Here is a 26,209-nt window from a genome sequence, read left to right on the forward strand (position 1 = left end):
GCGACGGAACGCCGGCGCGATCCGGGTCGGATGCGGCAGCGGGAAAGCCGCGTCCTTCGCCCGGCCTCGGCATTCCCGCGGCGGCACTGGCGGCCGGGCGCGGGCACGAGAAGTTGAAAGGTGATTAAGATGCCGCGATCCGCACGGTTTCGGGCGCGACTGCGTCGCGGGCGCAACAGCCGCGGCAGCGCAGCGCACCACCGCGATCCCCATCACCGGGGCGATCCTGCGCGGCAGACCCGATGAGCGCCGCGCCATGCCGGCGACGCCCTCCCCACCGATTTCTGCAATCCTTCCGCCAGGTTGGCGGCGCATGGCCCGCTTGCCCCCGCCCGTCTGCGGCGCCGATGCCCCGCAGCCGCCCCGACCAGGCCCGCGGTCCTTTCCGCCGTCGGACGCCGCATCGAATCGCCGGCAGCGCCGCACCTAGCGATTAATACAGCCCGCCGACCCATCTCGGCGGTTTACCGCCGATGCATAGGTTTGCTACGCTTTTCTTACGGATCGGCCGCAAGCGAAAGAATCGAGCAGCCCGGCCGAGCAAATACGAAAATGTGCCGAACTCGGCCTGCGGGCGGCTGTGCGCCGCCGCAGGGAAGTATGGCCGTGTCTCGGCATCCAAGAGGCATCGCGGATGGAACGTCTGAGTGGTTTCTGGGGTCTGATCTTCGCCTATTGGCGCTCCGAGCGCTGGCGCGAGGCATGGCTGCTGACCGCCGTCGTGCTGGCGATGACCACGCTGCTCAGCAAGGCCAGCGTCTGGGTGGCGCTGGCCAGCGCCGATTTCCTGGCCTCGCTGGCCAATTTCCACGGCGCCGACGCTGGCCCGCATCCCGGCCGGACGGTGCTTCTGGCCGCCGGCGCCTATCTGGCGATCTTCCTTGGCCGTCTGACAGGGGTGGCGGCGCGGCATTTCGTTTCGGCCACGCTGCACCGCCGGGCGCGCGGCTGGCTGGTCGGCCGCTTCAACGACGCGATCCTGGCCGACGAGCGCATCGCGCTGGACCTGATGAGCGACCGCTCGGAACGCGGCGACCGGACGCGGATGCCGGATGCCATCGACCAGCGCGTGGACGAATGCTCGGGGGCGCTCTATGGCGGCATCATCGGCCTGGCGATGGGGCTGTGGGGGGCGGTCACCTCGATCTGGTTCGTCTTCGCCGCGCTGGTCGAACGCAGCCAGCCCGTGCCCTTCCTCGACCTTTGGGGCGCGCAGGCCAATGCGGCGCTGGCGCCCTGGCTGGGTCCGGGGCTGGCCGCACGCATCGATCTGGCGCCCGGGGCCTATGGCTCGGCCCTGCTCAGCCTGGCGATGGTCGCCGTTTATGTTCCCGTGGTCACCCTGATCGCCTGGCAGCTGGGGCGCATCATCGAACGGCTCAGCCTGCAGCGGCAGCGCCGCGACGGCGCCTGGCGGGCCGAATGGGGCGGCATGCTGAACCGGGTGGCCCAGATGGCCGCCGCCCGGGGCGAGCGCGCGCAAAGCCGCATCAACCGCCACCTCTACGACCGGCTGGACCAGACCTGGGGCAAGCAGAACTGGCTGTCCTCGGGGATGATGCTGTTCAACGGGCTCTACAATTTCCTGTCCGCGCGTCTTCTGGCCTATCTGCCGGCGCTGCCCGCCTATATGGCCGGCAACCTGAACTTCCGCGATTTCGTCGCCAGCAGCGAGCTGACGGCCGAACTGATCGGCGACGTCTCGTGGTTCATCAACGTGATGCCGGCCATCGCCACGCTCAAGGCCAATGCCGGGCGCCTGACCGAACTCGCCGCCGCCATCGAGCGGGTGCGGGCGCGGCAGGACTTCTATGCCGAGACCGGCGTCAGCCGCTTCCAGCGCCAGCGCAGCGGCAGGGGGCCGGTGCTGGCGCTGGACGATCTGCGGCTGCACCACCGCGGCCACGACACGCCGGCCTTCCTGACGGTGCCGAGGCTGCACCTGTATCCCGGCACCCGCGTCCATGTCCGCGGGCCGAACGGCTGCGGCAAGAGCAGCCTGCTGAAGGCCGTGGCGGGGATCTGGCCCTATGGCGCCGGCCGCGTCACGCTGCGCGACGGCGCGCGGCTGTTCCTGGCCGGGCAAGAGCCCGACGTGCCCGACCGGCTGTCGCTGAAGGCGCTGGTGACCTATCCCGACCACCCCGAGCAGCACTCCGACATCGCCGCGGCCTCGGCGCTGTCGCGGGTCGGGCTGGGCGGCTTCGTCCATTGCCTGGAGGACGATCTGTACCAGGGCAAGAACTGGCGCAACGTGCTGTCGGGCGGGCAGAAGCAGCGCCTGGTCCTGGCCCGCATCCTGCTGGCCCGGCCCGACGTGCTGCTGCTGGACGAGGCGACGGCGGCGCTGGACGTCGATGCGGCGGTCGAGTTCCACATGATCCTGCGCACATGCCTGCCCCAGACCGCTGTGCTGGCGGTCCTGCATGGCGAGGTCACGCCCCACGACCCGGACGGCGTGCCCTTCTATTCCGCCATTCTGGATATCCGCGACGGCGTCGGGCGGTTGCTTCCGCTGCCCGAAACGGATTTCATCCGCCATGCGGCGGAATAGGGACGCAGGGGCGGGCATATGGAAAAGGTCGCGGTCGAACGCCTGATGGCGCGCATGACGCTGGCCGAGAAGATCGGGCAGCTGAACCTGCTGCCGGCGGGCGAAGGGCTTGTCACCGGCACGGCGCAGCCGACCACGCTGTCGCAGCGGCTGGACGCGGGCCAGGTGGGCGCGATCTTCGGCACCAAGTCGCTGGCGACGGCGCGGGCGATGCAGGACCGCGCGCTCGCCGGGTCGCGACTGCGCATCCCGCTGTTCTTTGCCGAGGACGTGATCCACGGCCACCGCACGGTGTTCCCGCTGAACCTCGCGCTGGCCTGCAGCTGGGACATGGCCCTGATCGAGGACACCGCCGCCTTCGCCGCCGCCGAGGCCGCGGCCGAGGGGCTGCACCAGGTCTATGCGCCGATGATCGACGTCAGCCGCGATCCCCGCTGGGGCCGGGTGGCCGAGGGCCCGGGCGAGGACCCGCTGCTGGCCTCGCGCATCGCCGCCGCGGCCACGCGCGGGTTCCAGGGGACGGACCCCGCCGCGCCGGGCCGGGTCGCCGCCTGCCTCAAGCATTTCGTGGCCTACGGCGCCCCGCAAAGCGGGCGGGACTACGACAATGCCTCGCTGGCCTGGGAGGATCTTCTGGAAACCTACCTGCCGCCCTTCGCCGCCGGGATCGAGGCCGGTGCGGCCAGCGTCATGGCCGCCTTCAACGCGGTAAACAAGCTGCCGATGCACGCCAACGCGCCGCTGGTCGAGGGCTGGCTGCGCGGCGGTCGCGGCTTCGACGGGCTGGTCGTCTCGGACTATACCGGCGTGCGCGAACTCGTCGCCCACGGGTTGGGGCCGGCCGCCGTGGCGGTGGCGCGGGCGCTGCATGCCGGCATCGACATGGACATGGTGGGCGAGGATTACCTGCGCGAACTGCCGGCGCTGGCCCAGGGCGGGCTGGACGCGCCCGAGGCCGGGCTTTCGCTGTCCGCCCGCCGCATCCGGGCGCTGGTCAACCGCGCCTGCCGCCGGGTGCTGACCTTCAAGGCCCGGCTGGGGCTGCTGGACGATCCGTTTCGCGGCATGGACCTGCGGCCGCCCGCGCGCGCGGCGGGCCGCAAGCTGGCGCGGTCGGCGGCGGCGCGGTCGGCGGTGCTGCTGAAGAACGAGGGGCTGCTGCCGCTGGCGCCCGGGTCGCGGGTGGCGCTGGTCGGCCCCTTCGCCGCCGACCGGGCCAACATGCTGGGCACCTGGGCGGTCTCGGGCCGGGCCGAGGACGTGGTGCCGCTGCACGAGGCCATGGCCGCGCTGACCGGGCAGGCGCCGACCGTCGCCTGGGGCGCGAATGTCGTCGACGAGCCCTGGCTGGAAGCACGCCTGAACTGTCACGGCGTCACCGTCACCCGTGATCCCCGCGACGAAACCGAACTGCTGGCCGAGGCGGTCGCGATGGCCCTGGCCGCGGATGTGGTGATCGCGGCCGTGGGCGAGGCCAAGGAGCACGCCGGCGAATCCTCGTCGGTGCTGGCGCCGGACCTGCCCGCCCCCCAGCGCCGGCTGATCGCGGCACTGGCCGGGACCGGCAAGCCGCTGGCGGTGGTGGTCTTCGCCGGCCGCCCCCTGGCCATCGGCGAGATCGCCACCCGGGCGGATGCGCTGCTCTATGCCTGGCATGGCGGCGTCGCCGGCCCCGAGGGCGTGGCCGACCTGATCTTCGGCGCGGCGGAACCCTCGGGCCGGCTGGCGGTCACGCTGCCGGCGCATCCGGGCGAGGTGCCGCTGCACCATGCCGGCGATCCCACCGGGCGCCCCTACCCCGGCCGTTTCGCCAAGTTCCTGACCGGCTGGCTGGACCTGCCCGACGATGCGCCGCGCTTTCCCTTCGGCTTCGGCCTGGGCTATGCGCCGGTCGCTTACGGCCCGCCCCGCCTGTCGCAAGACGCGGCCCGCGCGGCTGAGACGGTCGCGTTGCGGATCGCCATCCGCAACACCGGCACCCGCGCCACCACCGAGACCGTCCAGCTTTACGCCAGCGACCCGGTGGCCCGCGTCACCCGCCCGGGGCGCAAGCTGATCGATTTCGCGCAGGTGGCGCTGGCCTCCGGCGAAAGCCGCGAGGTCCATTTCCGCATCGCCGCCGGTCAGTTCCGCTATCCGCTCGCCCCCTCGCTCGGCGCCGCCGAATGGGTGCGCGACCCCGGGCTGGTGCGGCTGCATGTCGGGCCGAACAGCCGCGATACCCAGATGGTGGAGCTGACATGGCTGGACTGATCCGTGGTCTCGACGATGCGGCGCTGCGCGACCGGGTGGCGCAGGCGACGGCGCTTTACTTCCTCGACTGGAGCCACCCGGTCAGCGGCATGGCCCGCGAACGCAGCGCCGGGGCCTTCGGCTATGACGCCGAGGAAACCGTCTGCACCGGCGGCAGCGGCTTCGGCCTTTTGGCGCAGCTCGTCGCCGCAGAACGCGGCTGGCGGCCCCGGCGCGAGATCCTGGACCGGCTGGACCGCATGCTGGGATTCCTGGAAACAGCCGACCGGTTCGACGGCGTCTTTCCGCATTTCCTGCAAGGCTCGACCGGGCGGGTGCTGCCCTTCATGGCGGGCGACGACGGCGGCGACCTGGTCGAGACCGCCTTCCTGATGCTGGGCCTCTTGGGCGCGGCGGCGTTTTTCGCCAAGGAGCCGTCGATCGGCGCCCGCGTCCAGGCGCTGTTCGACGCGGTGAACTGGGCGGTGCATCTCCGCCAGGACGGTGCGGTGATGTGGCACCGCCACCCGGACCGGCCCTGGCCGCCCCACGCCCTGCCGATCCGGGGCTGGAACGAGGCGCTGCCGGTCTTCGTCCTCGGCGCCGGCTCGCGCACCCATCCGATCCCGGCGGCGTCCTATCACGACAGCTGGGCGCGGACGCCGACCTTCCTGAACGGGCGCGCCTATGGCGGCACGGTGCTGCCGCTGGGTCCCGATTGGGGCGGGCCGCTGTTCCTGTCGCAATACCCGTTCCTGGGCATCGACCCGAGGGGATTGCGCGACGCCTATGCCGATTACGGCGCCCAGGCCCGGGCGCATGCGCTGGTCAACCGCCACCATTGCCTGGCGAATCCGCATGGCTGGCAGGGCTACGGCCCCGAGCTTTGGGGGCTGACCGCCAGCGACGACCCCTCGGGCTATGTCGCCCATTCCCCGACCGAGGACACCGGCACCATCACCCCCACCGCGGCGCTGTCGTCCTTTCCCTTCGCGCCCGATGCGGCGATGCCGGTGCTGCGCCACATGCACGACGTCCTGGGCGAACGCATCTGGGGCGAGGCCGGCTTCGTCGACGCCTTCTGCCCGGCACAGGACTGGGTGGCGGAAAGCCGGCTCGCCATCGACCAGGCGCCCATCGTCATCGGGTTGGAAAACCACCGCTCGGGGCTGATCTGGCGGCTGGTCTCGGGCCGGCCCGAGGTGCGGCGCGGGTTGCGGGCGCTGGGTTTCAGCGCGCCCTATCTGCCCATGGCCTGAACCGCCGCCTCCCGCGCCTCGACGGCTGCGAGAAAGGCCGCCGCCGACCAGGCCAGGTCGAGGCAAGAGGCCGGGGCGCCGCTGGCGCGGTCGAACTGCTCGGGCAGCGGGCCGGGGTCCGGTGCCACCGTCTGGATCAGGGCCATCCAGGCCTCGGCGCGGGCGAAGGCGTCGCGCTCGCCGGTCTGGGCGGCGATGCGGTAACGCAGTTCGGCAAAGCCCAGCGTCACCGGATACCAGGGGTTGCCGCCGCAATAGACATCGCCGGCGAAACGGCCGATGGCAGGCACCGCGCGGTCGCGGTTGATCGGGTAGAGCCCGGCAAAGATCCGTTCCAGCCCCGCCGCCGTGGCCCGGGTCCGCGGCGCCGTCAGGGCGAAAGGACCGTGGTCGCGGCCGGCGTGCAGGATGGCCAGGCAGGTGGCGCTGTCGAGCCCGCCCTCGGGCGCCTCGATGCTTTCGCGCCAGCCGCCGGTCGCCGGGTCGGCAGTGGTTTCGATCAGGCCCGCCAGCCGGTCGGCAGCGGCCTGATGGCCGGCGCGGTCCAGCGCATCCCATTGCGCCAGCAGGGTGAAGGTGGTGCGCCGCGGCGGCTCTTCCTCCCAGGGACCGATGCAGGGCCGGCCGGCCACGCGCAGCACATGGGCGATGTCGCGGGCGATCAGCGCATGGGCCAGCGTGCCGGCCGCCTCGGGCAGTTCCGCCAGAACCGCCATCAGCGCCGAGGCCCGCAGCGCCGGGCCGTCGTCCTGCGGCCGGCTCCACTGTTCCAGGTCGGGCGTGCCGTCGGGCGCGACGCGCGGCTCCTGCAGCCAGGCATCGCCCGCCATCGCCGCCAGTTCCGCGTCGGGGCGCAGGAATGGGGCGAGGCCGGGCCGGCAGGTGGCGCGCAGCGGGTTTTCCGCCGGCCCCCGGCGCGCCGGGTCGGAAATCGCCAGGGAAAAGTCGATGAAGTCGCCGACGAAGCGCCGCCAGAACCCCCGCGCCGGCGGATCGGCCCGGATCGCCAGCGGCACCGCGCGCAGCACGATGGCGGAATCGCGGATCCAATGGTGGAAATAGTCCGGCTCGGGGTTCCAGTCCGCCGCCCGCGGCGAGGCCAGGACCGAGCCCGCCGCCGGCCGCACGGTCCAGCCGAAGCCCTCGCGCCGGCGGGTCAGATGCGTGGCCGAGCAGGCGCTGCGCAGGGCGCGGGCCGAGGCCAGGCGCTGCGCCGCGATCCAAGCCGGATCGGGCGCCGCCACGCTCAGGCGCCGAGCGCGGCCAGCGCGGCCGCCAGCATGTCGGCGCAGGCCGCCCCGGCGGGGCAATGATGCGCGTCCGGCAGCGCCGCGAAGAAGCGCGCATTCGGCGCCGCCGCGAAATAGGCGCGGGCCTCCTTCAGCGGCACCAGCCCGTCCGCCGCCCCGGTCACCACCGCCAGGGGTGCGACGGTGCGATTCAGGGCAGGCTCGGCATCGGCTGTCCGCATTTCCTCGAAATAGCCCGGCGCCTCGGAGCGGACCTCCTCGATCGCCGCCGGTCCCATCGCCTCGCGCGCGGCCATCAGCACCCGGCCCGACATCGGCGGCGACACCGCCAGGACGTGATGCGCATCGGGGCTGGCGGCGGCCAGATGGGCGATGGCGAAGGCGCCGATGCTGTGGCCGGCCAGCGCCCGCGGCGCCCCGGGCCATTGCGCGGCGATCCAGGCCCAGGTCGCGGCGGCGGCGGCGGTATGGCCGGCGAAAGAGATCAGCGCCGGTGGGCCCGACCCGGGCAGGGCCGCCGAATGCGGCAGTTCCGGCGCCGCGACCCGCCAGCCGCGGGCCAGATAGGCGCGGGCGATCTCGGCGATCTGGGGCTGGCCGGGCGCCCCGTTGCGGCCATGGACCAGAAGCACGGTGCCCTTCGGCGGCCCTTCCGGCTCGGCCACCACCACGGGAATGGGGACGGCCGCAGCCGTCGCCTCCATGCGGCGGGCGGTATCGGTCCAAGGGGCGCAGGGCTGTGTCATCGCCCGTTTCTAGCGCGGCCTGCGGCGGGCTCCAATAGCCCGCCGCAGCGGGGCCGCGATTTTCCGGCCCCGGCTTGCTGCCTTGCCCCGGGTCGCCCGGTCAGGCGCCGCGCGGCGCTGGCGCGATCACCAATCGTCGCGGTAGCGGCCGGGCCGACGATCCCCGGCGCGGCCATAGCGGCGGCGATCCTCCTCGTCGTCCCGCAGCGCGTCCTGGCGGCGGCGGCGCTCGGCGCCGTCGTCGCCGAACCACGAGGCGACCTCGTCCCCGGCCCGGTCCATCCAGTCCCGATCCCGCGCATCGCGCGGGTCGCGGTCGTCCCAGTGCGGGCGGCGATGGGTGCCATAGGCCCCGCCCTCGTCCCCCCGGCCATAGCCTCGACGGTCGTCGCGGTCATCCTCGGCATAGCCGCGCGACCTGCCGGAATAATCGCCGTAGGGCGTGCCATAGGCGCCGCGGCCATAATCGCCATAGCCGCGCTCGCCGCCATAGGCGCGGCCCCGGTCGTGGTCGCGGTCGTCCTGCCCGTAGCGGTCGGCGCCGTAGGCACGGCCGCCATAGCCGCGGCCATTGCGGTCTTGGTCTGCCCAGCGATCTGCCATGTCATCCTCCTGTGTCAGGGATCGCAGCCGTCGCGGACGGCTGGGGGCGGAGAACCGGGGCCGCCCCGGAATGTTCCTGGCCGGGTCCCGAAAGGTGACGGCAGAGCGCGCGGGAACATCGGCCGCCCTTTGCCGTTGTGCTGGCAGCGTCGTTGCCAGAGGGGGGAAATATGGCGGAGGAAAAGCTTTTCACCCTGGGCATCGAAGAGGAATACCTGCTGGTCGATGCCGAGACCGGCGCCCTGCGCGAAGCGCCCGACGCGCTGATGGCCGCCTGCAAGGCCGAGCTGAAGGACCAGGTCAGCCCCGAATTCCTGCGCTGCCAGATCGAGGTCGGCACGCCCCCCGCCGCCGACGTGACCCAGGCCCGCGCGCATCTGGCGGCGCTGCGCGGCAGCATCGCGCGCCATGCGGCGGAATTCGGCCTGGCGCCGATCTCGGCCGCCTGCCATCCGCTGGCGGACTGGCGCGACCAGGACCATACCGACAAGGACCGCTACAACCAGCTGTCCCATGAAATGGGCGGGGTGTCCCGGCGCATGCTGATCTGCGGCATGCATGTCCATGTCGGCGTGCCAGACCCGGCCCTGCGCATCGACCTGATGAACCAGCTGTCCTGGTTCCTGCCGCATCTGCTGGCGCTGTCGGCCTCCAGCCCGTTCTGGCAGGGCGAGGACACGCTGCTGGCCTCGTATCGCACCACGGTCTTCGCCGGCTATCCGCGCACCGGCCTGCCGCCGCGCTTTGGCAGCTGGACCGAGTTCGAGCGCGCGGTCGCCGCCCTGTCCGAGATCGGCATCATCGAGGACGGCAGCAAGATCTGGTGGGACCTGCGCCCCTCGGTCCGCTTCCCGACGCTCGAAACCCGCATCTGCGACGCCTGCCCGCGGCTCGACGACGCCATCACCCTGGTCGCGCTGGTGCAGGCGACCATGCGCATGCTGTGGCGGCTGTCCCGCAAGAACCTTCGCTGGCGGCAATACGACAATTTCCTTTTGGGCGAGAACCGCTGGCGGGCGACGCGCTATGGGCTGACCGAAGGGCTGATCGACTTCGGCGCCCATCGCATCCTGCCCTTCGACGAGATCGCCGAGGACTGGCTGGCCGCCATCTCCGAGGACGCCGATGCGCTTGACAGCCAGGCCGCCGTCGCCGGCCTGCGCGACATGATCGCACGCGGCAGCGCCGCCGAACGGCAGCGCGCGGTCCACGCCGCCGCCCTGACCGGCGGCGCCGGCCCCGAAGAGGCCTTCCGCGAGGTGGTGATGTGGCTGGTCGAGGAATTCCGCCGCGGCCTCTAGCGGGCCGCTGAAACGGTCGCTTCAGAGGGCATCGTTGCGGAAATTATCCTGGATCCGGTGAAAACCGGAAAGAAACCGGGCATTTCCGGGTGATTCCAGGCAAATTCTCTGGTTTCCAGCGCGGAATGCGCCGTCACGCTGATTTTTCAGAAGCCTGCTAGAAGGCCTCTGGAATGTCTCCAGGCCGAGAAGGCTCTCGCTTGCAGCGAATTCTGCATCAAACCCTTTGATGCACCTGGCATGATGGTTTCGATCATCAATTCGCCCTTGGCCTTGGGGCGGCGTGCGGCGTTGCCGGCGACCATGGTTGCGGTGAAGCGGAAGCCGACCTGTTCGACGCCACAATAGACGGTCTGCGTCAGGCCGCCGACGGTCTTGGGTCCCGCCGAGGCCTATTCGAGGCGTTTGCGACGTCTTTTGGATCGAGCCTGCACCGGATCAACCGCTCCGCCGCAATCAGGGGACGGACGAAGCCGCGCAGCGTGCCTCGAACGCGGCATCGAGACAGGCCGGCGCTTCTTTCACCACCCGCAGAAATTGCAGCGGATGCCGCGGGGAGGCGCGCCGCAAGGTTCCCGGCGCTGAAACCCGCTCGCCTCGACCGGCCCGGGCATCTGCAACCCCCGTCGCGCCGAAGGTGAATCGTGTTCCCGAAGCCGGCTTCAGGACCGACGTCTTCGGCAGGCTGCCGGCCGGTGCCGGACGGCGGCTTTCCCTCGCCTCGGAACAATGCGCCCCGCCCCGGGTTCCCTCCCGACACGCATAAAACCGGAGGAACAACGATGCGCAACCAATTGCTGGTCCTTGGCCTTGCCCTGCTGCCGATTGCCGCCCATGCCGAGGACGCGCGGGCGACCTTCCTGGACAGGAACGGTGAGGAGGCCGGAACCGCGACGCTGACCGCGACGCCGGGCGGCGTGCTGATCGGGACCGAGGTGACCGGTCTGCCGCCAGGCCGGTGGGTCGCCTTCCACATCCACGAAACCGGCACTTGCGACCACGCCACCAGCCATGAATCCGCGGGCGGGCATTTCAACCCCTCGGGCGCGCCGCATGGCGTGCTGTCCGAAGGCGGTCCGCACGCCGGCGACATGCCGAATATCTGGGTGGATGCCGAGGGCACCGCGCGGGCGCAGGTGTTCAATCCGCTGGTGACGCTGGCCGAGGGCGACAATGCGATCAAGGGCCGGGCCCTGATGATCCATGCGGGACCCGACGACTACCAGACCCAGCCCACCGGCGGCGCCGGCGACCGGCTGGGCTGCGCGGTGATCGAATAGGCGCCTAGCCGCCCTCGCCTTCGCCGGCACCCAGATGCACCATCCGGCTGCGCAATTCGCAGCGCAGGCCGGCGGGGTCGTGCAGCATGTCGCTTTCGCCCATGAAGTCCTGCGCCAGCACGTCCTCGATGATGAGCGAGCCGAAGCCCTTGCCGTCGACGGGTTGGGGCGGCGGCCCCCCCGATTCCGTCCAGATCAGGCGGAACGGATCCTCGCTGCCCGGCTTGCCGCCGGTCCAGTTGATATCCACCACGCCCCCGGGCACGGACAGAGCGCCGTATTTCAGCGCATTGGTCGCCAGTTCGTTGATCGCCAGCGCCAGGGTCAGCGCCTGCTTGGCCGACACCCGGATCGGCGGCCCCTCGATGTGGAACCGGCCCTGCCCCGTGCGGAACGGCAGCAGCGCCTGCTGGACCACCCGGCCGATCTCGGCGTCCAGCACGCCGGAATCGGTCAGCAGCGATTGCGCCTGCGCCAGGGAGCCGATGCGCTGGCGCAGGATGTCGCCCGCCTCGTCGCCCTCATGGCTTTGCAGCGTCTGGTTCACGATGGCCGAGACCACCGTCAGCGTGTTCTTGATGCGGTGGCCCAGCTCGCCGTTCACCAGCCGCAGCTGCCGGCCCATCTCGACCTTGCCGGTGGTCTCGATCACCGTATCGATCATGCCGCGCACCACGCCGCTTTCGTCCCGGATCGGACTGTAGCAGAAGGTGAAATGGCAGGGCTCTGGATAGCCGTAGCGGTCGAGGACCAGCGGAAAATCCTCGATGAAGGTGGCCTCGCCGGCATAGGCGCGTTCGGCGATCGGGCCGATCTGCGGCCAGACGTCGCTCCAGATGTCGGCCCAGGAACGGCCCAGCACGTCGCCCTTGTCGCCCAGGATCGGCCGGAAGGCGTCGTTGTAGAAGGTGACCAGCCCCGGCCCCCAGACGATGCTTTTGGGAAACTTCGAGTTCAGCGCCATGCCAAGCGCGATCTTCAGGGCCGAGGGCCAATTCTCCGGCGGGCCGATTTCGCTGCTGGACCAGTCATGGGCACGAATGGCTTCGGCCATCTCGCCGCCGCCATCCAGAAAATGAACCGAACCCATTCCCGTGTCTCTCCCTCGCCACTCGGCTGCCGCCCGCCGCGGCATAATCCGCCACCGCGCGGCACAAGGCAACGTGGAAAACGGTTTTCGGTTCTCGCGCAAGCCGCCAATAAACAAAAGAAAAGCGCGGCCGGCCGCCCGGCAGGCGGAGGTGGGGCCAATCGGTCCGCCGACGCCCCCGGGGGAACAATTCCGCGCCCGCCCCGTTGCTGATCGAAGCGTCCCATCATCCGCAGGGGCATCATGGCAGACCACCTGAGATTTCGGCCCGCTGGGGCCAGAGGCGCTGCATCTGTGCATCGACATGCAGCGGCTGTTCGCCCCCGGCTCGCCCTGGGCGGTGCCCTGGATCGAAAACACCCGTCCCGCCGTCGCGGCCCTGGTCGCCGCGCTGCCCGAGCGCACGGTCTTCACCCGCTTCATCCCCCCGGAGGGCCAGGGCGCCGCGCCCGGCACCTGGGCGCGCTATTACGCCGAATGGCCCCAGATGCTGCGCGGGCGCCTGGACCGGGAATGGCTGGAGCTGCTGCCGGAACTGGCGCGGCACGTCCCGCCCGCGCGCGTGATCGACAAGCCGGTCTATTCGCCCTGGCACGACGGCCGCCTGCACCGCTTCCTGCGCAGCGCCGGGATCAGCGCGCTGGCGATCTCGGGGGGCGAGACCGACATCTGCGTGCTGGCCACCGTGCTGGGCGCGGTGGATCTGGGCTATCGGGTGGTACTGGTCAGCGACGCGGTCTGTTCCTCGACCGACCGCGGCCACGACGCGGCGATGACGCTCTATCGCCAGCGGTTCTCGCAGCAGATCGAGGCCGCGCCGCTGGCCGAGGTCTTGGAGAGCTGGATTGCGGCATAGAGGGGGAACAAACCCTGCCCCGGGCGGGTTTCCTCCTTGCCGCAGGCGAGGACCACCGACAAAAACAAGGAGCTTCCCATGTCAGCACCCCGCACCAACATCGAAAAGCAGAAGCGTCACCATCTCGTGCCGATCATCGGCATCATCGCCGTCGTGCTGATCGCGCTGGCCGGGTTCCTGTGGTGGTTCGGCGACGAGACCAACGACCCCGAGATCCCGGGCCAGACCCCCGGTCCCGCGGACGAGATCGCCGCCCCGCCCGATGCGACCCCCGCACCCGCGCCCGACGCACCTGCAACCGACGCCGCCCCCGGCACCGCGACGGGCACCGGCCAGACGCAATAGGTTCGCCAGTGCCGCTTTGACGAGGACCACGACGATGGCGAACAGGAAAGCCGCCTCCTGCATCTCTCCGGCGGGGACCGGGCATTTCTACCGCAATGCGGATCTGCACGGCCTGCGGCTGGCGTTGTGGGAAGACGCGGGAAGCGGCTCGGTCGCGGCTTATCTGCGCGACGCCGGCGCCTGGGTCGAGGTATTGATGAATCAGGCGTCGCATGTGCAATCTCCGGCGCTGCCGCCGATGATGGCGCGCTGCACCTTCTCGGCATTCTGGCCCGAGGACGACCGCGCCGGCATCCGCTTCAGCGGCGTCGACGTCATGGCTGCGGCCCTGAACCCCTCGGGGCTGCTGGAGGTCGACGCGGCGGTGCTGAACCTGCGCCAGCCGACTCCGCTGGCGCAAAGCCTTCAGGCGGCCGGGATTCCCTTCGTCATGTTCGCCGACGAAACCGATCTTGGCTTGGGGCTCTATCCGCATGGCAGCTGCGTGCCCCGCAGCGATGGGCCCGAGGCGCTGGCCTCGGCCGTGCTGGTCCATACCGCGCTGTATCGCGCCGATCTGTGCTGCAGGCCCGACATGACGGTGACCGAGATGCTGCCGCGGCTGCGGGCGATGGCCCGCTTCCTGGTCCAGGACAAGGCGCTGGCGGACGATCTGGTGGCCCAGGCCATGGAACAGGCCATCGCCCTGCTGCCGCATCTGGATTGCGAGCGTGAAACCGGCGCGCTTCTGGTGCTGCTGATCGAGCGCATCTGGTGCCGGCAGAAACTGTCCCGCCCGAACTGATCCGCCTTACGGCCGCAGCGCAAAGGCCAGCGCCGCCGCCAGCAGGACGGCAAGCACCAGCACCAGGACGATGGCTCGGGCCCAGCCCGGCCGCCGTTCGGCATCGGGCGACGCTCTACCGCGCGCCCGTTCCGCCCGCCGCGCCAGATGCAGCTGTTCGGGACTGATCGGCGTGCCCGCGGCCTCGTCGTCGGTGCCAAGCGGCGCCGCCGCCGGGTCCGGGAAACAGACCTTGTCCCCGGTGCGGCCGGCGTCGATATCGTCCCGCAGGCTCAGAGGGTTCGCGGCGGTCTTGCGGGGCCTGGGCATGTTCGGGTCCTTCCGTTGGGAAAGAGGGCCTTGCGGCCCCCTTTCGTCACCTGGCGTCAACGGCGCCCGCGCGAGGAGTAACGGCGGTCGTCGTCGTCATCGTCGCGGCGGTGATCCCAGCCGCGGCGCGCCGCCTCGGCATGGCCGCGGGAATCGCCGAACCAGCCGCCCTGGCCGCGGTCGCGGGAATAGTCGTCGTCCCGGTCGCGCGAGGAATAGCTGCGGCGGTCGTCGTCGTCGCGGCGCGACGAGGCATAGCGGCGATCATCGTCGTCATCCCGGCGCGAGGAACGCCCGCGCGAGGAATAGCGGTCGTCGTCATCGTCGCGGCGATGGTCCCAGCCGCGGCGTGCCGCCTCGGCGTGACCTTCGGAATCGCCGAACCAGCCGCCCTGACTGCGGTCGCGGGAATAGTCGTCGTCCCGGCCGCGCGAGGAATAGCTGCGGCGGTCGTCGTCGTCGCGGCGCGACGAGGCATAGCGGCGATCATCGTCGTCATCCCGGCGCGAGGAGCGCCCGCGCGAGGCATAGCGGTCGTCGTCGCGGTCGCTGGTGAAGCGGCCGCGGCTGTCGCGGTCGCGGTCGTCGTCATAGCGCGAGCGGCTGCCGCGGTCGTCGTCGCGGCTGCTGGTGAAGCGACCCCGGCTGTCGCGGTCGCGGTCGTCGTCGTAGCGACCCGACCCCCGGCCGCCGCGGCCACTGTCGTCGTCATCGCTGACGAAACGTCCGCGTTCGTCGCGTTCAGGCATGTTCGAGTTCCTCGGCATGATTTCCTCCTGATTTGCCATGAGGTGCCGCAGTTGCGGCCTTGCATCGCCGTCCCGGTCGGACGGCGCCGTCATGCAGGCGCGGATGCGCCTGCCCAGGGCGGCGGGTTCCACCCCGGCCGCCTTGGCCTTGGCGAAAAGGCCGTTGCGCGGCTTCTCCTCGCGTTCGATGATGTCTCCGATCAGCCGGGCCGCGACGCGCAGCGCCGCCAGTTCCAGCGGCCCGTCCAGGTGCCGATCCGCCCGCCCGAGCAGGAAGGACACCAGGTCGGTGTCGATGGCGATCTCGGCCAGCAGCGGGAATTCCTGCAGCCCGGCCTGCACCGAGGCGTCATGGACCAGGCCATGCGCCTCGGCATGTCTGCTCCAGGCCTCGGCCAGCCGCGGCAGCAGGTTCTCGGCCGCATCGCCGTCGGCGATGTTCGCGCATTCCCCCAGAAGCGCCCGCAGGGCCTTGTGATGCTCGCGCAATTGCGCAAAGCCGTCGCCTTCGGTCCCGGTCTTGTCCTGCCCGGTCCCTGCGGCGGCAGCGGTGCCGGTCACGACCGTCTCGTCCTCCGGCTGGCCCGCATCGGCCGGCTCATCCTGGTCCTGGGCCTTGTTTCTCGATGGTTCGGTGTCACGCGCCATGAGCTTGCCTCCATGCTGTGGGGCCGATGAACCGGCGCCGGCATGGAATGTTCCCGAAGAAGATCGCGCATCGGCGCGGATCCCCGCTTGCGGCCCCGTCGCCCTGCCGCCGCGGCGTCGGTCCGAAGCGGACAAATCGCTGGAAATGCCGCGAAATCCCGGCATCGCCCGAATGTGAGCGGGATTGACTGCAACACTGACCGAATATTCCGGTTGGCAAGACTCGCCAATCCGCGCGGTTCGATTAAGATATATCAAGTCCACGAAAAGGAGTCCCTGATGGCCAACAGCGAAAGCGGCCCGGTTGTCGATCCAGAGCTCGACAAGGCACTGTCCGAGCTGCTGGCGCAGACGGAAAAAGAGCCCATCTCGCCGCGCCTGCGCGAGTTGGCGAAGCGTCTGGAATCGGCGCTAGACGATGCCCGGCAGCGCCGGAGCGGCCCGACCCGCTGAGCCGGCTCCGTTTTCCGCCGCCGGAATTATTTTCGCGGAACCTTCTTTCCTGCCCGGCATTGAGTCCGCAGCGGCCATGGGGGAGCAGGACTGTCATGTCGGACGACATACTCGGACACATTCCAGCGCTCCGAGCCTATGCGCGTGCCTTGTGCAAATCCCATCCGGATGCCGAGGACTTGGTTCAGGAAACCTTGCTGCGCGCCATCGAAAACGCCCATCGCTATCAGCCAGGCACCAATATGCGCGCCTGGCTTTTTACCATCATGCGCAACCGTTTCTTCACCAACTGCCACAAGGCCGCGCGCGAGCGCACCGGGTCGGCGGACTGCGCCTCGCTGGTGCCGCAGGTCAAGGCGGATCAGGAGTGGCACCTGCAGGCCAACGAACTGAAGGCCGCCCTGGCCGAGATGCCCGCGCATTACCGCGAGGCGATCATCCTGGTCGGGGCGCTGGGGGAAAGCTATCAGGACGCGGCGCGAATTCTCGACTGCGACATCGGCACCATCAAGAGCCGGGTGAACCGCGCCCGCAACATGCTGCGCAAGGTGCTGGAACCGGCCTTCTGACTCGGGACGGTCGCAACCGCAGCGACAACGGGAGAAAGGCCCCGCCCGGACCGGGCGGGGCCTTTCCAGTCAGCCGGCGGCCTCGGCGTTCGCTTCGCTCTCGGCGATGTCGGTCAGCAGTTCGTCGGTCGAGGATTCCTCCTCCAGCGTCTGTTCGAGCAGCGCCACCGCCTCTTTCAGGCCCAACTGCTTGGCCCATTGCCGCAGCGTGCCGTAGCGGGCGATCTCGTAATGCTCGACTGCCTGGGCGGCGGCGATCAGGCCGGCGTCCAGCGCCGGGGCGCCCTTGAAAGCCTCCATCACCTCTTCGCCCTCTTCGATGATGCCGTCGATGGCGTGGCAGGTCTTGCCGCGCGCGGGCTTGCCCAGGATCTCGAACACCTGCTGCAGCCTTTCGATCTGGCCCTGGGTCTGGTCGCGATGGGTCTCGAAGGCCTCGCGCAGGCGTTCGGACTGGGCGCCGCGGGCCATCTTGGGCAGCGCCTTCAGGATCTGCCGCTCGGCATAGTAGATGTCTTTCAGCGTGTCGTGGAAAAGATCGTCGAGGACCTTGTCGGGCATCGGGGGTCTCCTTCCGGGATGAGCCGGCCTTCGGCGGCCGGGATCGGGTTGCGGGAGCGGTGAACCGCAAGCGCCGGCAAATGTTCCCGGGAACAAAGCGCGCTGCCGGCGGTTCGCCCTTCAAGCGAAAAGGAGGACCCGACATGACCCGTCCCATCGCCATGGCCCGCTTCGACCTGGGCTGGCCGCTGGCCGGCGCCTTTGCGACCGTGCTGTCGGGGCTGGTGCTGGGCGCGCTGGCCGCCGCCCGCGGCCTTCCGGCCTGGGCGCCGCTGAACGCCACCACCCATGCCCTTTATGGTCCCGAGGTGACGCGGACGGCGCTGGATCTCGGCCATACCGGGCTGGGCGCGGCGATCCATGTCGCCGCCTGTTTCTTCTGGTCGGCGGTGGCGGTGCTGCTGATCCGCCGCGCACCCCGCGGCGGCAGCGGCTTGGCCTGGATCGCCGGGCTGGGCACCGCCACCATGGCCGGCCTGGTCGATTACGGCCTGCTGCCCGCACGGCTGAGCCCGGGCTGGGAGCTGGTGCTGCCGCCTCTGGGTGTGGCGGCCGGGCTGGCGGCGATGGGCGTGGGCATGGCACTGGGGCTGATGGCGGCCGCCGCCCTTGGCCGCGATCGGGTCGATGCGGCACCGCGTCCTCGCACCGCGCCGAACACCGGCACGGCGGCGCCGCGGCTCGAGCCGCCGCCCTCGCCCGTCGAGCAGCTGCGGCACCCGGCGCCGCATGTGCTGGACCAGCGCCAGCAACGCATCGACCCGGCGGATGTGGTGACCGAGGACCCGAACCGGCTGGGCAACGGCATGAAGCAGCCCGGCGATCCCGAAACCGACGAAAGGCCCGACCGATGACCGATTACCCGAAGCCGCCCTTTCCGAAACAGGAACAATCCCTGCCCGGCAGCTTTCAGAAGATGGACCCGCGCCCCGACCACGGCGAGGACAGCTGGAAGGGCGCCGGCCGGCTGCAAGGCAAGGTCGCGCTGATCACCGGCGGCGACAGCGGCATCGGCCGCGCCGTGGCCATCGCCTATGCCCGCGAGGGCGCCGACTTGGCGCTGTCCTGGCTGAACGAGACCGCCGATGCCGCCAGCACCGCCGAACTGGTGCGAAACGCCGGCCGCGAATGCCTGTCCCTGCCCGGCGACATCGCCGACCCGGCCCATTGCCGCAAGCTGGTCGCCGAGGTGGTCGAACGCTTCGGCCGCATCGACATCCTGGTCAACAACGCCGCGCATCAGGCGCTGTTCGACAGCATCGAGCAGATCCCGGACGAGGAATGGCGCCGCACCTTCGCGGTCAATATCGACGCGATGTTCCACCTGACCAAGGCGGCGGTGCCGCATATGCCGGAAGGATCGGCGATCATCAACACGGCCTCGATCAACGCCGACAAGCCCAATCCCAAGCTGCTGGCCTATGCCACCACCAAGGGCGCGATCCAGAACTTCACCACCGGACTGGCGCAGATGCTGGCCGAACGCGGCATCCGGGTCAACGCGGTGGCGCCGGGGCCGGTCTGGACGCCGCTGATCCCGGCCAGCATGTCGCCCGACGAGGTGGCGAAGTTCGGCCAGAACTATCCGATGAAGCGGCCGGCGCAGCCGGTCGAGCTGGCCTCGGCCTATGTCATGCTGGCCGAGCCGATGTCGAGCTATGTCTCGGGCGCCACCATCGCCGTCACCGGCGGCGCGCCGATGATCTGAAGGAGGGAAACATGAAGACCCGTCACCTCGCATTTTTCTGCGGCCTCGCGGCCGGCTTTGCCCTGAAGGGCTTCTGCGACGCGCTGAACCGACCGGCCGCCAGGTCCGGCCACGGCCCCGACCGCAGTCCCGGCCGGGACATCCGCCCCGCCGGCCCCCGGCAGATGGAGGACCCGCCGCGGCAATGGGACATCGTCGACGAACAGGGCGACGAATCCTTCCCGGCCAGCGACCCGCCGGCCAATTACTGAAACGAAAAGGCGGGGGCTTTCGCGGCCCCCACCCTTTTTGGCGGCGTCAGCCCTTGTGCTCGGGCTTGCCCTTGCGCTTGGTGCTGGCCATTTCCTCCAGCTCGCGCTCGCTCATCGACTCGTACATCTGCTTCGAGGCCTCGTGCAGCTCGCTCTTGCTGGTCTCGCCGCGCTTGGCGGCCAGGGCCGCGCCGGCGGCCTTTTGCTGCGCCTTGGATTTGGCAGGCATGTCGTCATCCTCCTGCAGGCGGAACGCTTACTCGCCGCCGTTGGTTGCGCGGTCGTTCTGCCGGGCCTTGCGGTCGCCCGCCTCGCGGTTCTGGCGGCCGGCATTGGGTTCGTTCGAGCGCGGCATCTGCCGCGGGTTCAGGACCGGATCGGCATTGCCCATCTTGTGCTCCTGCGCCTTCTGCTCGACGTTTAACTTCTCGTTCTCGGCCTTGGGGTCGAATTTCTCGCCCATGGTGACATCCTCCTGATGGTGGGGCCGGTCCGGGGTGCGGGCCGGCGGCCGGGGCCCTAATCCCGGTGCTCGGGCATCTCTTTCAGCGCGTCCTTGGTCCAGTTGCTGACAGCATGCACGCTGTTGCTGGCGTCGCGCATGAAATCCAGGTCCCGCGCGGGGACGGCGACGGGCTTGGCGCCGATCCCCAGGAAGCCGCCGACGTCGATCACGACCTGCGCCTCGGTTCCGCTGCCGTGGACATGGGCGACATGGCCGATCCTTTCGTCATCGGGGCCAAAGACGGTGGCCCCGGTCAGGACGGCCTCGGTCAGCTCGTCCTCGCGCAGGCGGGTATGGGTGGTGTGGTCCATTCCGGTCTCTCCTCTCGATGGTATCGGGGTGGTTCCAACAGGCATGGGGCCGATTTGTTCCATGAACCCGCCGTGAGGGCGGGAACATTTCCAGCCGCGGCCGGTTCACCAGCCCCGTCACCGCATCCAGAGGAGGAAAGGATGAAACATCTGTTCGTCACCACCGCGCTTGCCGCCGCGCTGAGCGTGGGCGCCGCCCAGGCCCAGCAGACCCAGACCGACCCCACGCCGGCCCCGCAGGACAGCGCCGCGACCGCGGAGGCGCCGGTGCCGACCATCGCCCCGCCCGACGGCTATGTCGAAGGCGAGGTGACGCTGACCACCGAGAACCTGGAAGGCACCACCGTCTACGACGCCAGCGGCGACGATATCGGCACGGTGCATGGGCTGGTCTTTGCCAACGGCACCACCTCGATGCAGGACGCGGACGCCGCCCCGGCCCCCGGCGGCACCGCGCCCGAGACGGCGCCGGCCGCCGCCACCAGCGCCGGGTCGACCGCGGGCGATACCGCGACCCCCAGCGCGACGGCTCCGGATACCATGGGCACGGTCGACAGCAGCACCGCCAGCCCGCAGGCCAGCGCCCCCGCCACCGATTCCGAATCCGACAATGTCGCCAGCGGCACCGACACCGGCGAGAACGACCGCATCGACAATGTCGGCTCGGACGCGACCACGGTGACGCCCACCGACGCCACCACCCCGCCGGCGCAATCGGCGACCGACACGCAGCCGGCCGGCGGCATGGCCGGGACCGAGATCAGCCACGCCATCATCGACGTGGGCGGCTTCCTGGGCATCGGCAAACACCGCGTGGCGGTGCCGGTCGACGATCTCGTGGTCTATCGCAAGGATACCGATCTGCGCATCTACCTGCCCTGGACCAAGCAGCAGGTCGAGGCGCTGCCCGAATTCGACGAGGACGGCCCCGCTCCCGCCGTTCAGTAACGCTGCTGCGGGCCACCGCCGCCCGCATCGTCAGGAACCGCGCGCGGACGATCCGCCGCGGAACCCCTGGATTGTCGGTCCGGCACCCGGCCGACATCTGTTCCGGAGGTTGGCGGTTCGGCGTCGCGGTGCCGAACCGGCGGCCAGGCGCCCGCACCGGACGGGCGGGCCCGGAACCCGCGCCGTCGCGGGGCGTTGGGACACATTCCGGGGATGAAGGACTCGCGCCATGGCCCCTCGGGCGATCTGGAAAGGCCTGCTGAAGATCGCCGAGGTCAGTTGCCCGGTGGCGCTGCACACCGCGGCCTCGACCTCGGAACGGATCGCCTTCCATACGCTGAACCGCGCCACCGGCCACCGGGTACGCCGGCAATTCGTGGACGCCGCCACCGGCAAGCCGGTCGAGAAGGAGGATCAGGTCAAGGGCTACGAGGTCGGCGACGGCGACTACCTGATCCTGGAGCCCGAGGAGATCGCCGCCGCCGTGCCAGAAAGCGACAAGACCCTGGCGGTCGCCAGTTTCGTCGCCTGCAAGGACATCGACGACGTCTATTTCGACCGCCCCTACTATCTGACCCCCGCCGACCCGACCGCCCAAGAGGCCTTCGCCCTGATCCGCGAGGGCATGCGGCGCAGCAAGGTCGCGGCCCTGGCGCAGGCGGTGCTGTTCCGACGCGTGCGGACGGTGCTGATCCGTGCCCACGGGTCCGGCATGATCGCCACCACGCTGAACTTCGACTATGAGGTGCGCCCGGCCGCCGAGGCCTTTCGCGACATCCCCGCTACCAAGATCAAGGGCGAGATGCTGGAGTTGGCCGAGCACATCATCGCGACCAAGGCGGGCGAATTCGACATCGCCGGTTTCGACGACCGCTACGACGCGTCGCTGGCCGAACTGGTCAAGGCCAAGCTCGAGGGCCGCCGCATCGCACCGAAGAAGCAGGCTCGGCGCGAGAATGTCGTGGACCTGATGGCGGCGCTGCGCGAAAGCGCGGGCGTGGCCGCCAAGTCGAAACCGGCGCCGCGGAAAAAGCCCGCGTCCCGCCAGCGCAAGAGCGGCTAAGCTCCCGCGAGCCTTTCCGCAATCTTTGCTCCGCCAGGAGCTCTCAGGATCGACCCACGGACGGGTTTCCCCAGTGTTAGGGGACATCTGTTTTGAATAATGCGGGAATATCCGGTTGAGGACGGGGGACAGGGGCTCTGTTGCACAAATCCTGTCATGGATTCATCTGATGAAACCCGTACGGTAGCTGGTCTGCATGAGCCGACCCGCATCCCCGACATACAGAACCCGGAACTGGCCAGCCTACAATGAAGCGCTCAAGCGCCGGGGTTCGCTGACGATCTGGTTCGACCCCGAGATGAGCTGGGATGCCGCGCCGACAGGCAGGCGTGGCCGCCAGCAGACCTACAGCGATGCCGCCATTCAGACGTGTCTTTCGATGAAGGTGCTCTTCGGCATGGCGCTCAGGCAGACGACTGGTTTCGTCGAGAGCCTGCTGCAGTTGGTTGGTCTCGACTGGACGGTGCCTGACTTCAGCACCCTGTCCCGTCGCCAGAAGACCCTGGCTGTGAACATACCGTATCGCGGGGCCGCTGCACCTGCTGATCGACAGCACTGGCATCAAGGTCGAGGGCGAAGGCGAGTGGCACGCCCGCAAGCATGGCGGCCCGAAACGGCGCGTCTGGCGCAAGATCCATCTGGGGATTGATGAGGAAACGCTGGAGGTTCGGGCGGTGGAGATCACAGGGAGCCACATCGGCGATGCGCCGGTGTTACCCGACCTGCTCAAACAGATCCCGGCGCACGAGCAGATCGGCCGCGTCACAGCAGACGGCGCCTACGACACCCGCAAATGCCACGATGCCATCGCTGACCGCGGCGCCGACGCTGTCATTCCGCCCCGCAAGAACGCCAAACCCTGGAAGACAGTCGCCGCCGGCGCGGGCGCACGAAACGAGGCTCTGCGGGCATCGAAATACCTCGGTCGTGCCCTCTGGCGACGATGGAGTGGATACCACCCCCGAAGCCGCGTCGAGACGAAGATGCACTGTGTGAAACTGCTGGGTCAGCGCCTCATGGCACGGGACTTTGACCGACAGGTCGCCGAGCTTCAGGTCCGTATCGCTATTCTGAACCGTTACACCGCGCTTGGCACCCCCGTCACAGAGGCCGTGGGATAGATCTGTCCGGGGAAGGGGGAAATCCGGCCATCAACTCTTTGGTGCAACAGAGTCCCCTGCCGCGGGACGAGAGTGACGGATAGTGTCCGCTATTGATAGTGAACACTCCGGGGCAGATTTTGGTTCGCAGGACGAAGCGGCTTTGGACGGACGAGGAGAAGCGGTCGATCTGTTTCCAGACGGCTGCGCCGGGCGTTTCGGTAGCTCAGGTTGCGCGGCGCTACGCGGTCAACGCGAACATGGTGTTCAAGTGGTTGCGCGATCCGCGCTATACGCCGGAGCCAGCGTCGGTTCCGTCCCAGCCCGAGGGGATGCGCTTTCTGCCTGTGGAGATCGTCGCTGAGGCGAAGGCGCCCGCGACAACGCCTTTCGCGGCGAACCATATCGAGATCGAACTGGCTGGCGGACACCGGATGCGGATCAGCGGCAGCTATGATCCCGAGGCGCTGGCGCGGCTGATCCGGAGCCTGACGGCGTGATCCCGGTTCCCGCCAACACGCGGGTCTGGCTGGCGGCCGGGGTGGCCGACATGAGCAAGGGCTTTGCAGCCTTGGCCGCGCAGGCCGAGACGGTGCTGAAGCAGGACCAGTTCGCCGGGCATCTGTTCGTGTTCCGGGGCCGACGTGGAGATCTCGTGAAGGTGATCTGGTGGGATGGGCAAGGGGCCTGCATGTTCATGAAGCGCTTGGAGCGTGGTCGGTTCGTCTGGCCCTCGGCGAAGGAGGGCAAGGTGGCGCTGACGCCGGCGCAGTTGTCGATGCTCCTGGAAGGGATCGACTGGCGCGCTCCGGAACGGACCTGGCGGCCCTTGGCGGCGGGATAATCCGCCGCTCCGGAGAGGATAGGATTCCCACAAGAAATCCAATAAGATAAACTCCCGGCATGCTCAGTCAGACCTTGACCTTGCCGGAGGACCGCGAAGAACTGCGCAGTTTCACCGCGCGGCTGCTGGCCGAGGTGAAGGCGCAGGCGATCCTGATCGAGAAGCTCCGGCACCAGTTGGCCGGGCACCGGGCGCACCGGTTCGGGGCGTCGTCCGAGGCCGCCGAGCAGCTGCGATTGGCGCTCGAGACCAGCGAGATCGCCGCCGCCGCGATGACGGCGCGCATGAAGCTGCCCGACATCGAGGAGAAGGACAAACCCAAGCGCCGCCCGATCCCGGATCACATCCCGCGCATGGAAGTGGAATTGACACCCGGCGCCGATGCCTGTGCCGAGTGCGGCGGGCGTCTGCGCCGGATCGGCGAGGATATGACGGAGGAGCTGGAATATGTGCCGGGGCGGTTCATCGTGAACCGGATCGTGCGGCCTCGCCTGACCTGTGCCTGCTGTGAACGCCTCGTCCAGGCCGCGCTGCCCTCGCGCCCCATCGAGCGCGGCCGTCCGGGGCCGGGTTTGCTCGCTCATGTGCTGGTCAGCAAATATGCCGACCATCTGCCCCTCTATCGCCAGAGCCAGATCTTCGACCGTGAGGGGCTCGACCTCGACCGCTCGACCCTGGCCGACTGGGTTGGCAAGAGCACCGCCCTGCTGGAACCGCTGGCCGATGCCATCGGCCGCCATGTCCTGTCGGCCGAGGCGATCTTCACCGATGACACGTCCGTCAGCATGCTCGCTCCCGGCACCGGCAAGACACAGACCGCCCGGCTCTGGACCTATGCCCGCGACGAACGACCATGGGGTGGCACCGCCCCGCCCGCCGCCTGGTATCGGTTCTCCGGCGACCGCAAGGGCCAGCACCCGAAGGACCATCTCGCACGCTTCCGCGGCTGGATGCACGCCGATGGCTATGCCGGGTTCGAAGATCTCTACCGCTCCGGCGCGATCCGCGAGGTCGCCTGCATGGCCCATGTCCGGCGCAAGTTCGTCGACATCCATCGGTCGCAAGGCTCCCCGATCGCAGAAGAGGCCATCGGCCGGATCGCCCAACTCTACGCCGTCGAGAAGGAGGCCCGAGGATCGCCACCTGATCGTCGCGCCGATCTACGTCGCACGCATGCCGCCCCGGTCTTCGACGGCCTCGAAGCCTGGCTGGCCATGCAACTCACGACCATCTCTGGAAAATCCCCACTGGCAGTCGCCATCCGCTATGCCCTGACCCGCATGGAGCGCCTGCGCCCCTACCTCGACCACGGCATCCTGGAACTGGACAACAACACCGCCGAACGCGGCATGCGTGCCATCGCCCTCGGCCGGAAGAACTACCTCTTCGTCGGCTCCGAAGCAGGCGGCAAGGCCGCCGCCATCACCTACACCCTGATCGAAACCGCCAAACTCAACGCCGTCAATCCCCACGCCTGGCTCGCCGACACCCTAGCCCGCATCCCGGACTACAAGATCACCAAGGTCGACGACCTGCTGCCCTGGCGCTGGAACGGGTAGCGGTCAGCCCAAACGCTTACGGAATGTCAGCCCAGGGCGCCCCCGTTCGCAACCGCCAGATGATGCCGTTCAACACCTCTGCTCATCCCGCTTCACCCCTAGCAATGCGTTGATCCTCCTTTGGTTGCGCCTGGGCACACGGTCTTCTGCATCACCGCAACCTCGGGATGGAACATAGCCATCGCGACGGCGCCAAGACAACGATCGAGACAATCGCCCGTCTCCCGCCCAGCCGCGGCAGCCATGCCCGGCTATCGCCTAAACGGCATGCCGCTGGCCATCGCGGCCATCGCGGGCAGGGAGACGGACTGGCCCGCGTCCCACTTCTGGC

General features: G+C 69.6%; 28 protein-coding genes and 1 pseudogene. 19 read left to right on the forward strand and 10 right to left on the reverse strand.

The window, feature by feature from the left end; genetic code table 11:
• Positions 1-634: 634 nt before the first annotated feature.
• Genes JCM7685_RS18585 through JCM7685_RS18595 form a run of 3 tightly spaced genes read left to right on the forward strand, consistent with a single transcriptional unit; the run spans position 635 to position 6,045 of the window.
• A complete protein-coding gene (locus JCM7685_RS18585; RefSeq protein WP_074967191.1) occupies positions 635-2,554 on the forward strand; it encodes an ATP-binding cassette domain-containing protein in 1,920 nt (639 codons plus the stop codon).
• Between the two features lie 18 nt (positions 2,555-2,572).
• Positions 2,573-4,807 carry a glycoside hydrolase family 3 N-terminal domain-containing protein gene (locus JCM7685_RS18590; RefSeq protein ID WP_074967193.1) on the forward strand — a complete coding sequence of 745 codons (2,235 nt, stop codon included), beginning with the start codon at positions 2,573-2,575 and terminating at the stop codon, positions 4,805-4,807.
• Positions 4,795-6,045: a glucoamylase family protein gene (locus JCM7685_RS18595; RefSeq protein ID WP_074967195.1), complete on the forward strand. Its 1,251-nt coding sequence runs from the start codon at positions 4,795-4,797 to the stop codon at positions 6,043-6,045. Before JCM7685_RS18590 ends, JCM7685_RS18595 begins: the two co-directional genes overlap by 13 nt.
• Here JCM7685_RS18595 and JCM7685_RS18600 read toward each other — a convergent pair.
• The 3 genes from JCM7685_RS18600 to JCM7685_RS18610 all read right to left on the reverse strand — a co-directional run bounded on the left by JCM7685_RS18600 (position 6,027) and on the right by JCM7685_RS18610 (position 8,644).
• Positions 6,027-7,289 (reverse strand): glycoside hydrolase family 15 protein, encoded by a 1,263-nt coding sequence (locus JCM7685_RS18600; RefSeq protein ID WP_074967197.1) that lies wholly within the window; start codon positions 7,287-7,289, stop codon positions 6,027-6,029. The genes JCM7685_RS18595 and JCM7685_RS18600 overlap by 19 nt on opposite strands.
• A gap of 2 nt (positions 7,290-7,291) precedes the next feature.
• Entirely contained in the window at positions 7,292-8,041 is a 750-nt protein-coding gene (locus JCM7685_RS18605; RefSeq protein WP_074967199.1) for an alpha/beta hydrolase, read from the reverse strand.
• Positions 8,042-8,167: 126 nt separating this feature from the next.
• Positions 8,168-8,644, reverse strand: a complete 477-nt coding sequence (locus tag JCM7685_RS18610) for an SWFGD domain-containing protein (RefSeq protein WP_074967201.1) — start codon at positions 8,642-8,644, stop codon at positions 8,168-8,170.
• Positions 8,645-8,814: 170 nt separating this feature from the next.
• Between JCM7685_RS18610 and JCM7685_RS18615 the strand changes: the two genes are divergently transcribed.
• Together JCM7685_RS18615 and JCM7685_RS18620 are read left to right on the forward strand one after the other, a co-directional pair.
• Positions 8,815-9,945 (forward strand): carboxylate-amine ligase, encoded by a 1,131-nt coding sequence (locus JCM7685_RS18615; RefSeq protein ID WP_074967203.1) that lies wholly within the window; start codon positions 8,815-8,817, stop codon positions 9,943-9,945.
• 782 nt (positions 9,946-10,727) lie between these two features.
• A complete protein-coding gene (locus JCM7685_RS18620; protein WP_074967205.1) occupies positions 10,728-11,225 on the forward strand; it encodes a superoxide dismutase family protein in 498 nt (165 codons plus the stop codon).
• A gap of 4 nt (positions 11,226-11,229) precedes the next feature.
• Here JCM7685_RS18620 and JCM7685_RS18625 read toward each other — a convergent pair whose 3' ends face one another.
• Positions 11,230-12,315 carry a sensor histidine kinase gene (locus JCM7685_RS18625; RefSeq protein ID WP_074967207.1) on the reverse strand — a complete coding sequence of 362 codons (1,086 nt, stop codon included), beginning with the start codon at positions 12,313-12,315 and terminating at the stop codon, positions 11,230-11,232.
• Positions 12,316-12,586: 271 nt separating this feature from the next.
• Here JCM7685_RS18625 and JCM7685_RS18630 point away from each other — a divergent pair, with 271 nt between their 5' ends.
• The 3 genes from JCM7685_RS18630 to JCM7685_RS18640 all read left to right on the forward strand — a co-directional run bounded on the left by JCM7685_RS18630 (position 12,587) and on the right by JCM7685_RS18640 (position 14,300).
• Positions 12,587-13,171: a cysteine hydrolase family protein gene (locus JCM7685_RS18630; protein ID WP_074967209.1), complete on the forward strand. Its 585-nt coding sequence runs from the start codon at positions 12,587-12,589 to the stop codon at positions 13,169-13,171.
• A 78-nt stretch (positions 13,172-13,249) separates the two neighbouring features.
• A complete protein-coding gene (locus JCM7685_RS18635; protein ID WP_074967211.1) occupies positions 13,250-13,516 on the forward strand; it encodes a hypothetical protein in 267 nt (88 codons plus the stop codon).
• A 34-nt stretch (positions 13,517-13,550) separates the two neighbouring features.
• Positions 13,551-14,300, forward strand: a complete 750-nt coding sequence (locus JCM7685_RS18640; RefSeq protein ID WP_074967213.1) for a hypothetical protein — start codon at positions 13,551-13,553, stop codon at positions 14,298-14,300.
• A 6-nt stretch (positions 14,301-14,306) separates the two neighbouring features.
• Here the strand turns inward: JCM7685_RS18640 and JCM7685_RS18645 are convergent, their stop codons facing one another.
• Positions 14,307-14,609, reverse strand: coding sequence for a hypothetical protein (locus JCM7685_RS18645; protein ID WP_074967215.1), 303 nt, complete (start codon positions 14,607-14,609; stop codon positions 14,307-14,309).
• A gap of 56 nt (positions 14,610-14,665) precedes the next feature.
• Positions 14,666-16,006 (reverse strand): hypothetical protein, encoded by a 1,341-nt coding sequence (locus JCM7685_RS18650; protein WP_100526157.1) that lies wholly within the window; start codon positions 16,004-16,006, stop codon positions 14,666-14,668.
• A gap of 279 nt (positions 16,007-16,285) precedes the next feature.
• On the opposite strand from JCM7685_RS18650, the gene JCM7685_RS19955 reads away from it, so the two are divergent.
• Together JCM7685_RS19955 and JCM7685_RS18655 are read left to right on the forward strand one after the other, a co-directional pair.
• Positions 16,286-16,459, forward strand: coding sequence for a hypothetical protein (locus JCM7685_RS19955; protein WP_170848916.1), 174 nt, complete (start codon positions 16,286-16,288; stop codon positions 16,457-16,459).
• A gap of 95 nt (positions 16,460-16,554) precedes the next feature.
• Positions 16,555-17,028 carry a sigma-70 family RNA polymerase sigma factor gene (locus JCM7685_RS18655; protein ID WP_083412677.1) on the forward strand — a complete coding sequence of 158 codons (474 nt, stop codon included), beginning with the start codon at positions 16,555-16,557 and terminating at the stop codon, positions 17,026-17,028.
• Positions 17,029-17,097: 69 nt separating this feature from the next.
• On the opposite strand, the gene JCM7685_RS18660 is transcribed toward JCM7685_RS18655, so the two are convergent.
• Positions 17,098-17,589 (reverse strand): YciE/YciF ferroxidase family protein, encoded by a 492-nt coding sequence (locus JCM7685_RS18660; RefSeq protein WP_074967221.1) that lies wholly within the window; start codon positions 17,587-17,589, stop codon positions 17,098-17,100.
• Between the two features lie 143 nt (positions 17,590-17,732).
• On the opposite strand from JCM7685_RS18660, the gene JCM7685_RS18665 reads away from it, so the two are divergent.
• Genes JCM7685_RS18665 through JCM7685_RS18675 form a run of 3 tightly spaced genes read left to right on the forward strand, consistent with a single transcriptional unit; the run spans position 17,733 to position 19,548 of the window.
• Positions 17,733-18,443 carry a hypothetical protein gene (locus JCM7685_RS18665; RefSeq protein WP_231964742.1) on the forward strand — a complete coding sequence of 237 codons (711 nt, stop codon included), beginning with the start codon at positions 17,733-17,735 and terminating at the stop codon, positions 18,441-18,443.
• Positions 18,440-19,297 carry a glucose 1-dehydrogenase gene (locus JCM7685_RS18670; RefSeq protein ID WP_074967223.1) on the forward strand — a complete coding sequence of 286 codons (858 nt, stop codon included), beginning with the start codon at positions 18,440-18,442 and terminating at the stop codon, positions 19,295-19,297. Before JCM7685_RS18665 ends, JCM7685_RS18670 begins: the two co-directional genes overlap by 4 nt.
• Positions 19,298-19,308: 11 nt before the next feature.
• Positions 19,309-19,548, forward strand: a complete 240-nt coding sequence (locus JCM7685_RS18675) for a hypothetical protein (RefSeq protein ID WP_074967224.1) — start codon at positions 19,309-19,311, stop codon at positions 19,546-19,548.
• Positions 19,549-19,594: 46 nt separating this feature from the next.
• Here JCM7685_RS18675 and JCM7685_RS18680 read toward each other — a convergent pair whose 3' ends face one another.
• From JCM7685_RS18680 to JCM7685_RS18690, 3 genes are read right to left on the reverse strand one after another with little or no spacing between them, the layout of a single operon-like run.
• Positions 19,595-19,777: a DUF3008 family protein gene (locus JCM7685_RS18680; RefSeq protein WP_074967226.1), complete on the reverse strand. Its 183-nt coding sequence runs from the start codon at positions 19,775-19,777 to the stop codon at positions 19,595-19,597.
• Positions 19,778-19,804: 27 nt separating this feature from the next.
• A complete protein-coding gene (locus tag JCM7685_RS18685; protein WP_074967228.1) occupies positions 19,805-20,011 on the reverse strand; it encodes a hypothetical protein in 207 nt (68 codons plus the stop codon).
• A gap of 56 nt (positions 20,012-20,067) precedes the next feature.
• On the reverse strand, positions 20,068-20,364 hold the full coding sequence (locus tag JCM7685_RS18690; protein ID WP_074967230.1) for a PRC-barrel domain-containing protein: 297 nt from the start codon (positions 20,362-20,364) through the stop codon (positions 20,068-20,070).
• Positions 20,365-20,505: 141 nt separating this feature from the next.
• On the opposite strand from JCM7685_RS18690, the gene JCM7685_RS18695 reads away from it, so the two are divergent.
• The 6 genes and pseudogenes from JCM7685_RS18695 to tnpC all read left to right on the forward strand — a co-directional run bounded on the left by JCM7685_RS18695 (position 20,506) and on the right by tnpC (position 25,878).
• Positions 20,506-21,312, forward strand: coding sequence for a photosystem reaction center protein H (locus JCM7685_RS18695; RefSeq protein ID WP_074967232.1), 807 nt, complete (start codon positions 20,506-20,508; stop codon positions 21,310-21,312).
• A 229-nt stretch (positions 21,313-21,541) separates the two neighbouring features.
• A complete protein-coding gene (gene ku / locus JCM7685_RS18700) occupies positions 21,542-22,375 on the forward strand; it encodes a non-homologous end joining protein Ku (protein WP_074967234.1) in 834 nt (277 codons plus the stop codon).
• A gap of 196 nt (positions 22,376-22,571) precedes the next feature.
• Positions 22,572-23,496 (forward strand): annotated as a pseudogene (locus tag JCM7685_RS18705) (IS5 family transposase).
• A gap of 98 nt (positions 23,497-23,594) precedes the next feature.
• Positions 23,595-23,975: an IS66-like element accessory protein TnpA gene (gene tnpA / locus JCM7685_RS18710; RefSeq protein WP_231964622.1), complete on the forward strand. Its 381-nt coding sequence runs from the start codon at positions 23,595-23,597 to the stop codon at positions 23,973-23,975.
• Entirely contained in the window at positions 23,972-24,319 is a 348-nt protein-coding gene (tnpB, locus tag JCM7685_RS18715; RefSeq protein ID WP_074969706.1) for an IS66 family insertion sequence element accessory protein TnpB, read from the forward strand. Before tnpA ends, tnpB begins: the two co-directional genes overlap by 4 nt.
• A gap of 59 nt (positions 24,320-24,378) precedes the next feature.
• Positions 24,379-25,878 carry an IS66 family transposase gene (gene tnpC / locus JCM7685_RS18720; RefSeq protein WP_100526070.1) on the forward strand — a complete coding sequence of 500 codons (1,500 nt, stop codon included), beginning with the start codon at positions 24,379-24,381 and terminating at the stop codon, positions 25,876-25,878.
• Positions 25,879-26,209 lie beyond the last annotated feature (331 nt).

This window comes from Paracoccus aminovorans, assembly GCF_900005615.1.
In the GTDB taxonomy this organism is placed as follows: Bacteria; Pseudomonadota; Alphaproteobacteria; order Rhodobacterales; family Rhodobacteraceae; genus Paracoccus; species Paracoccus aminovorans.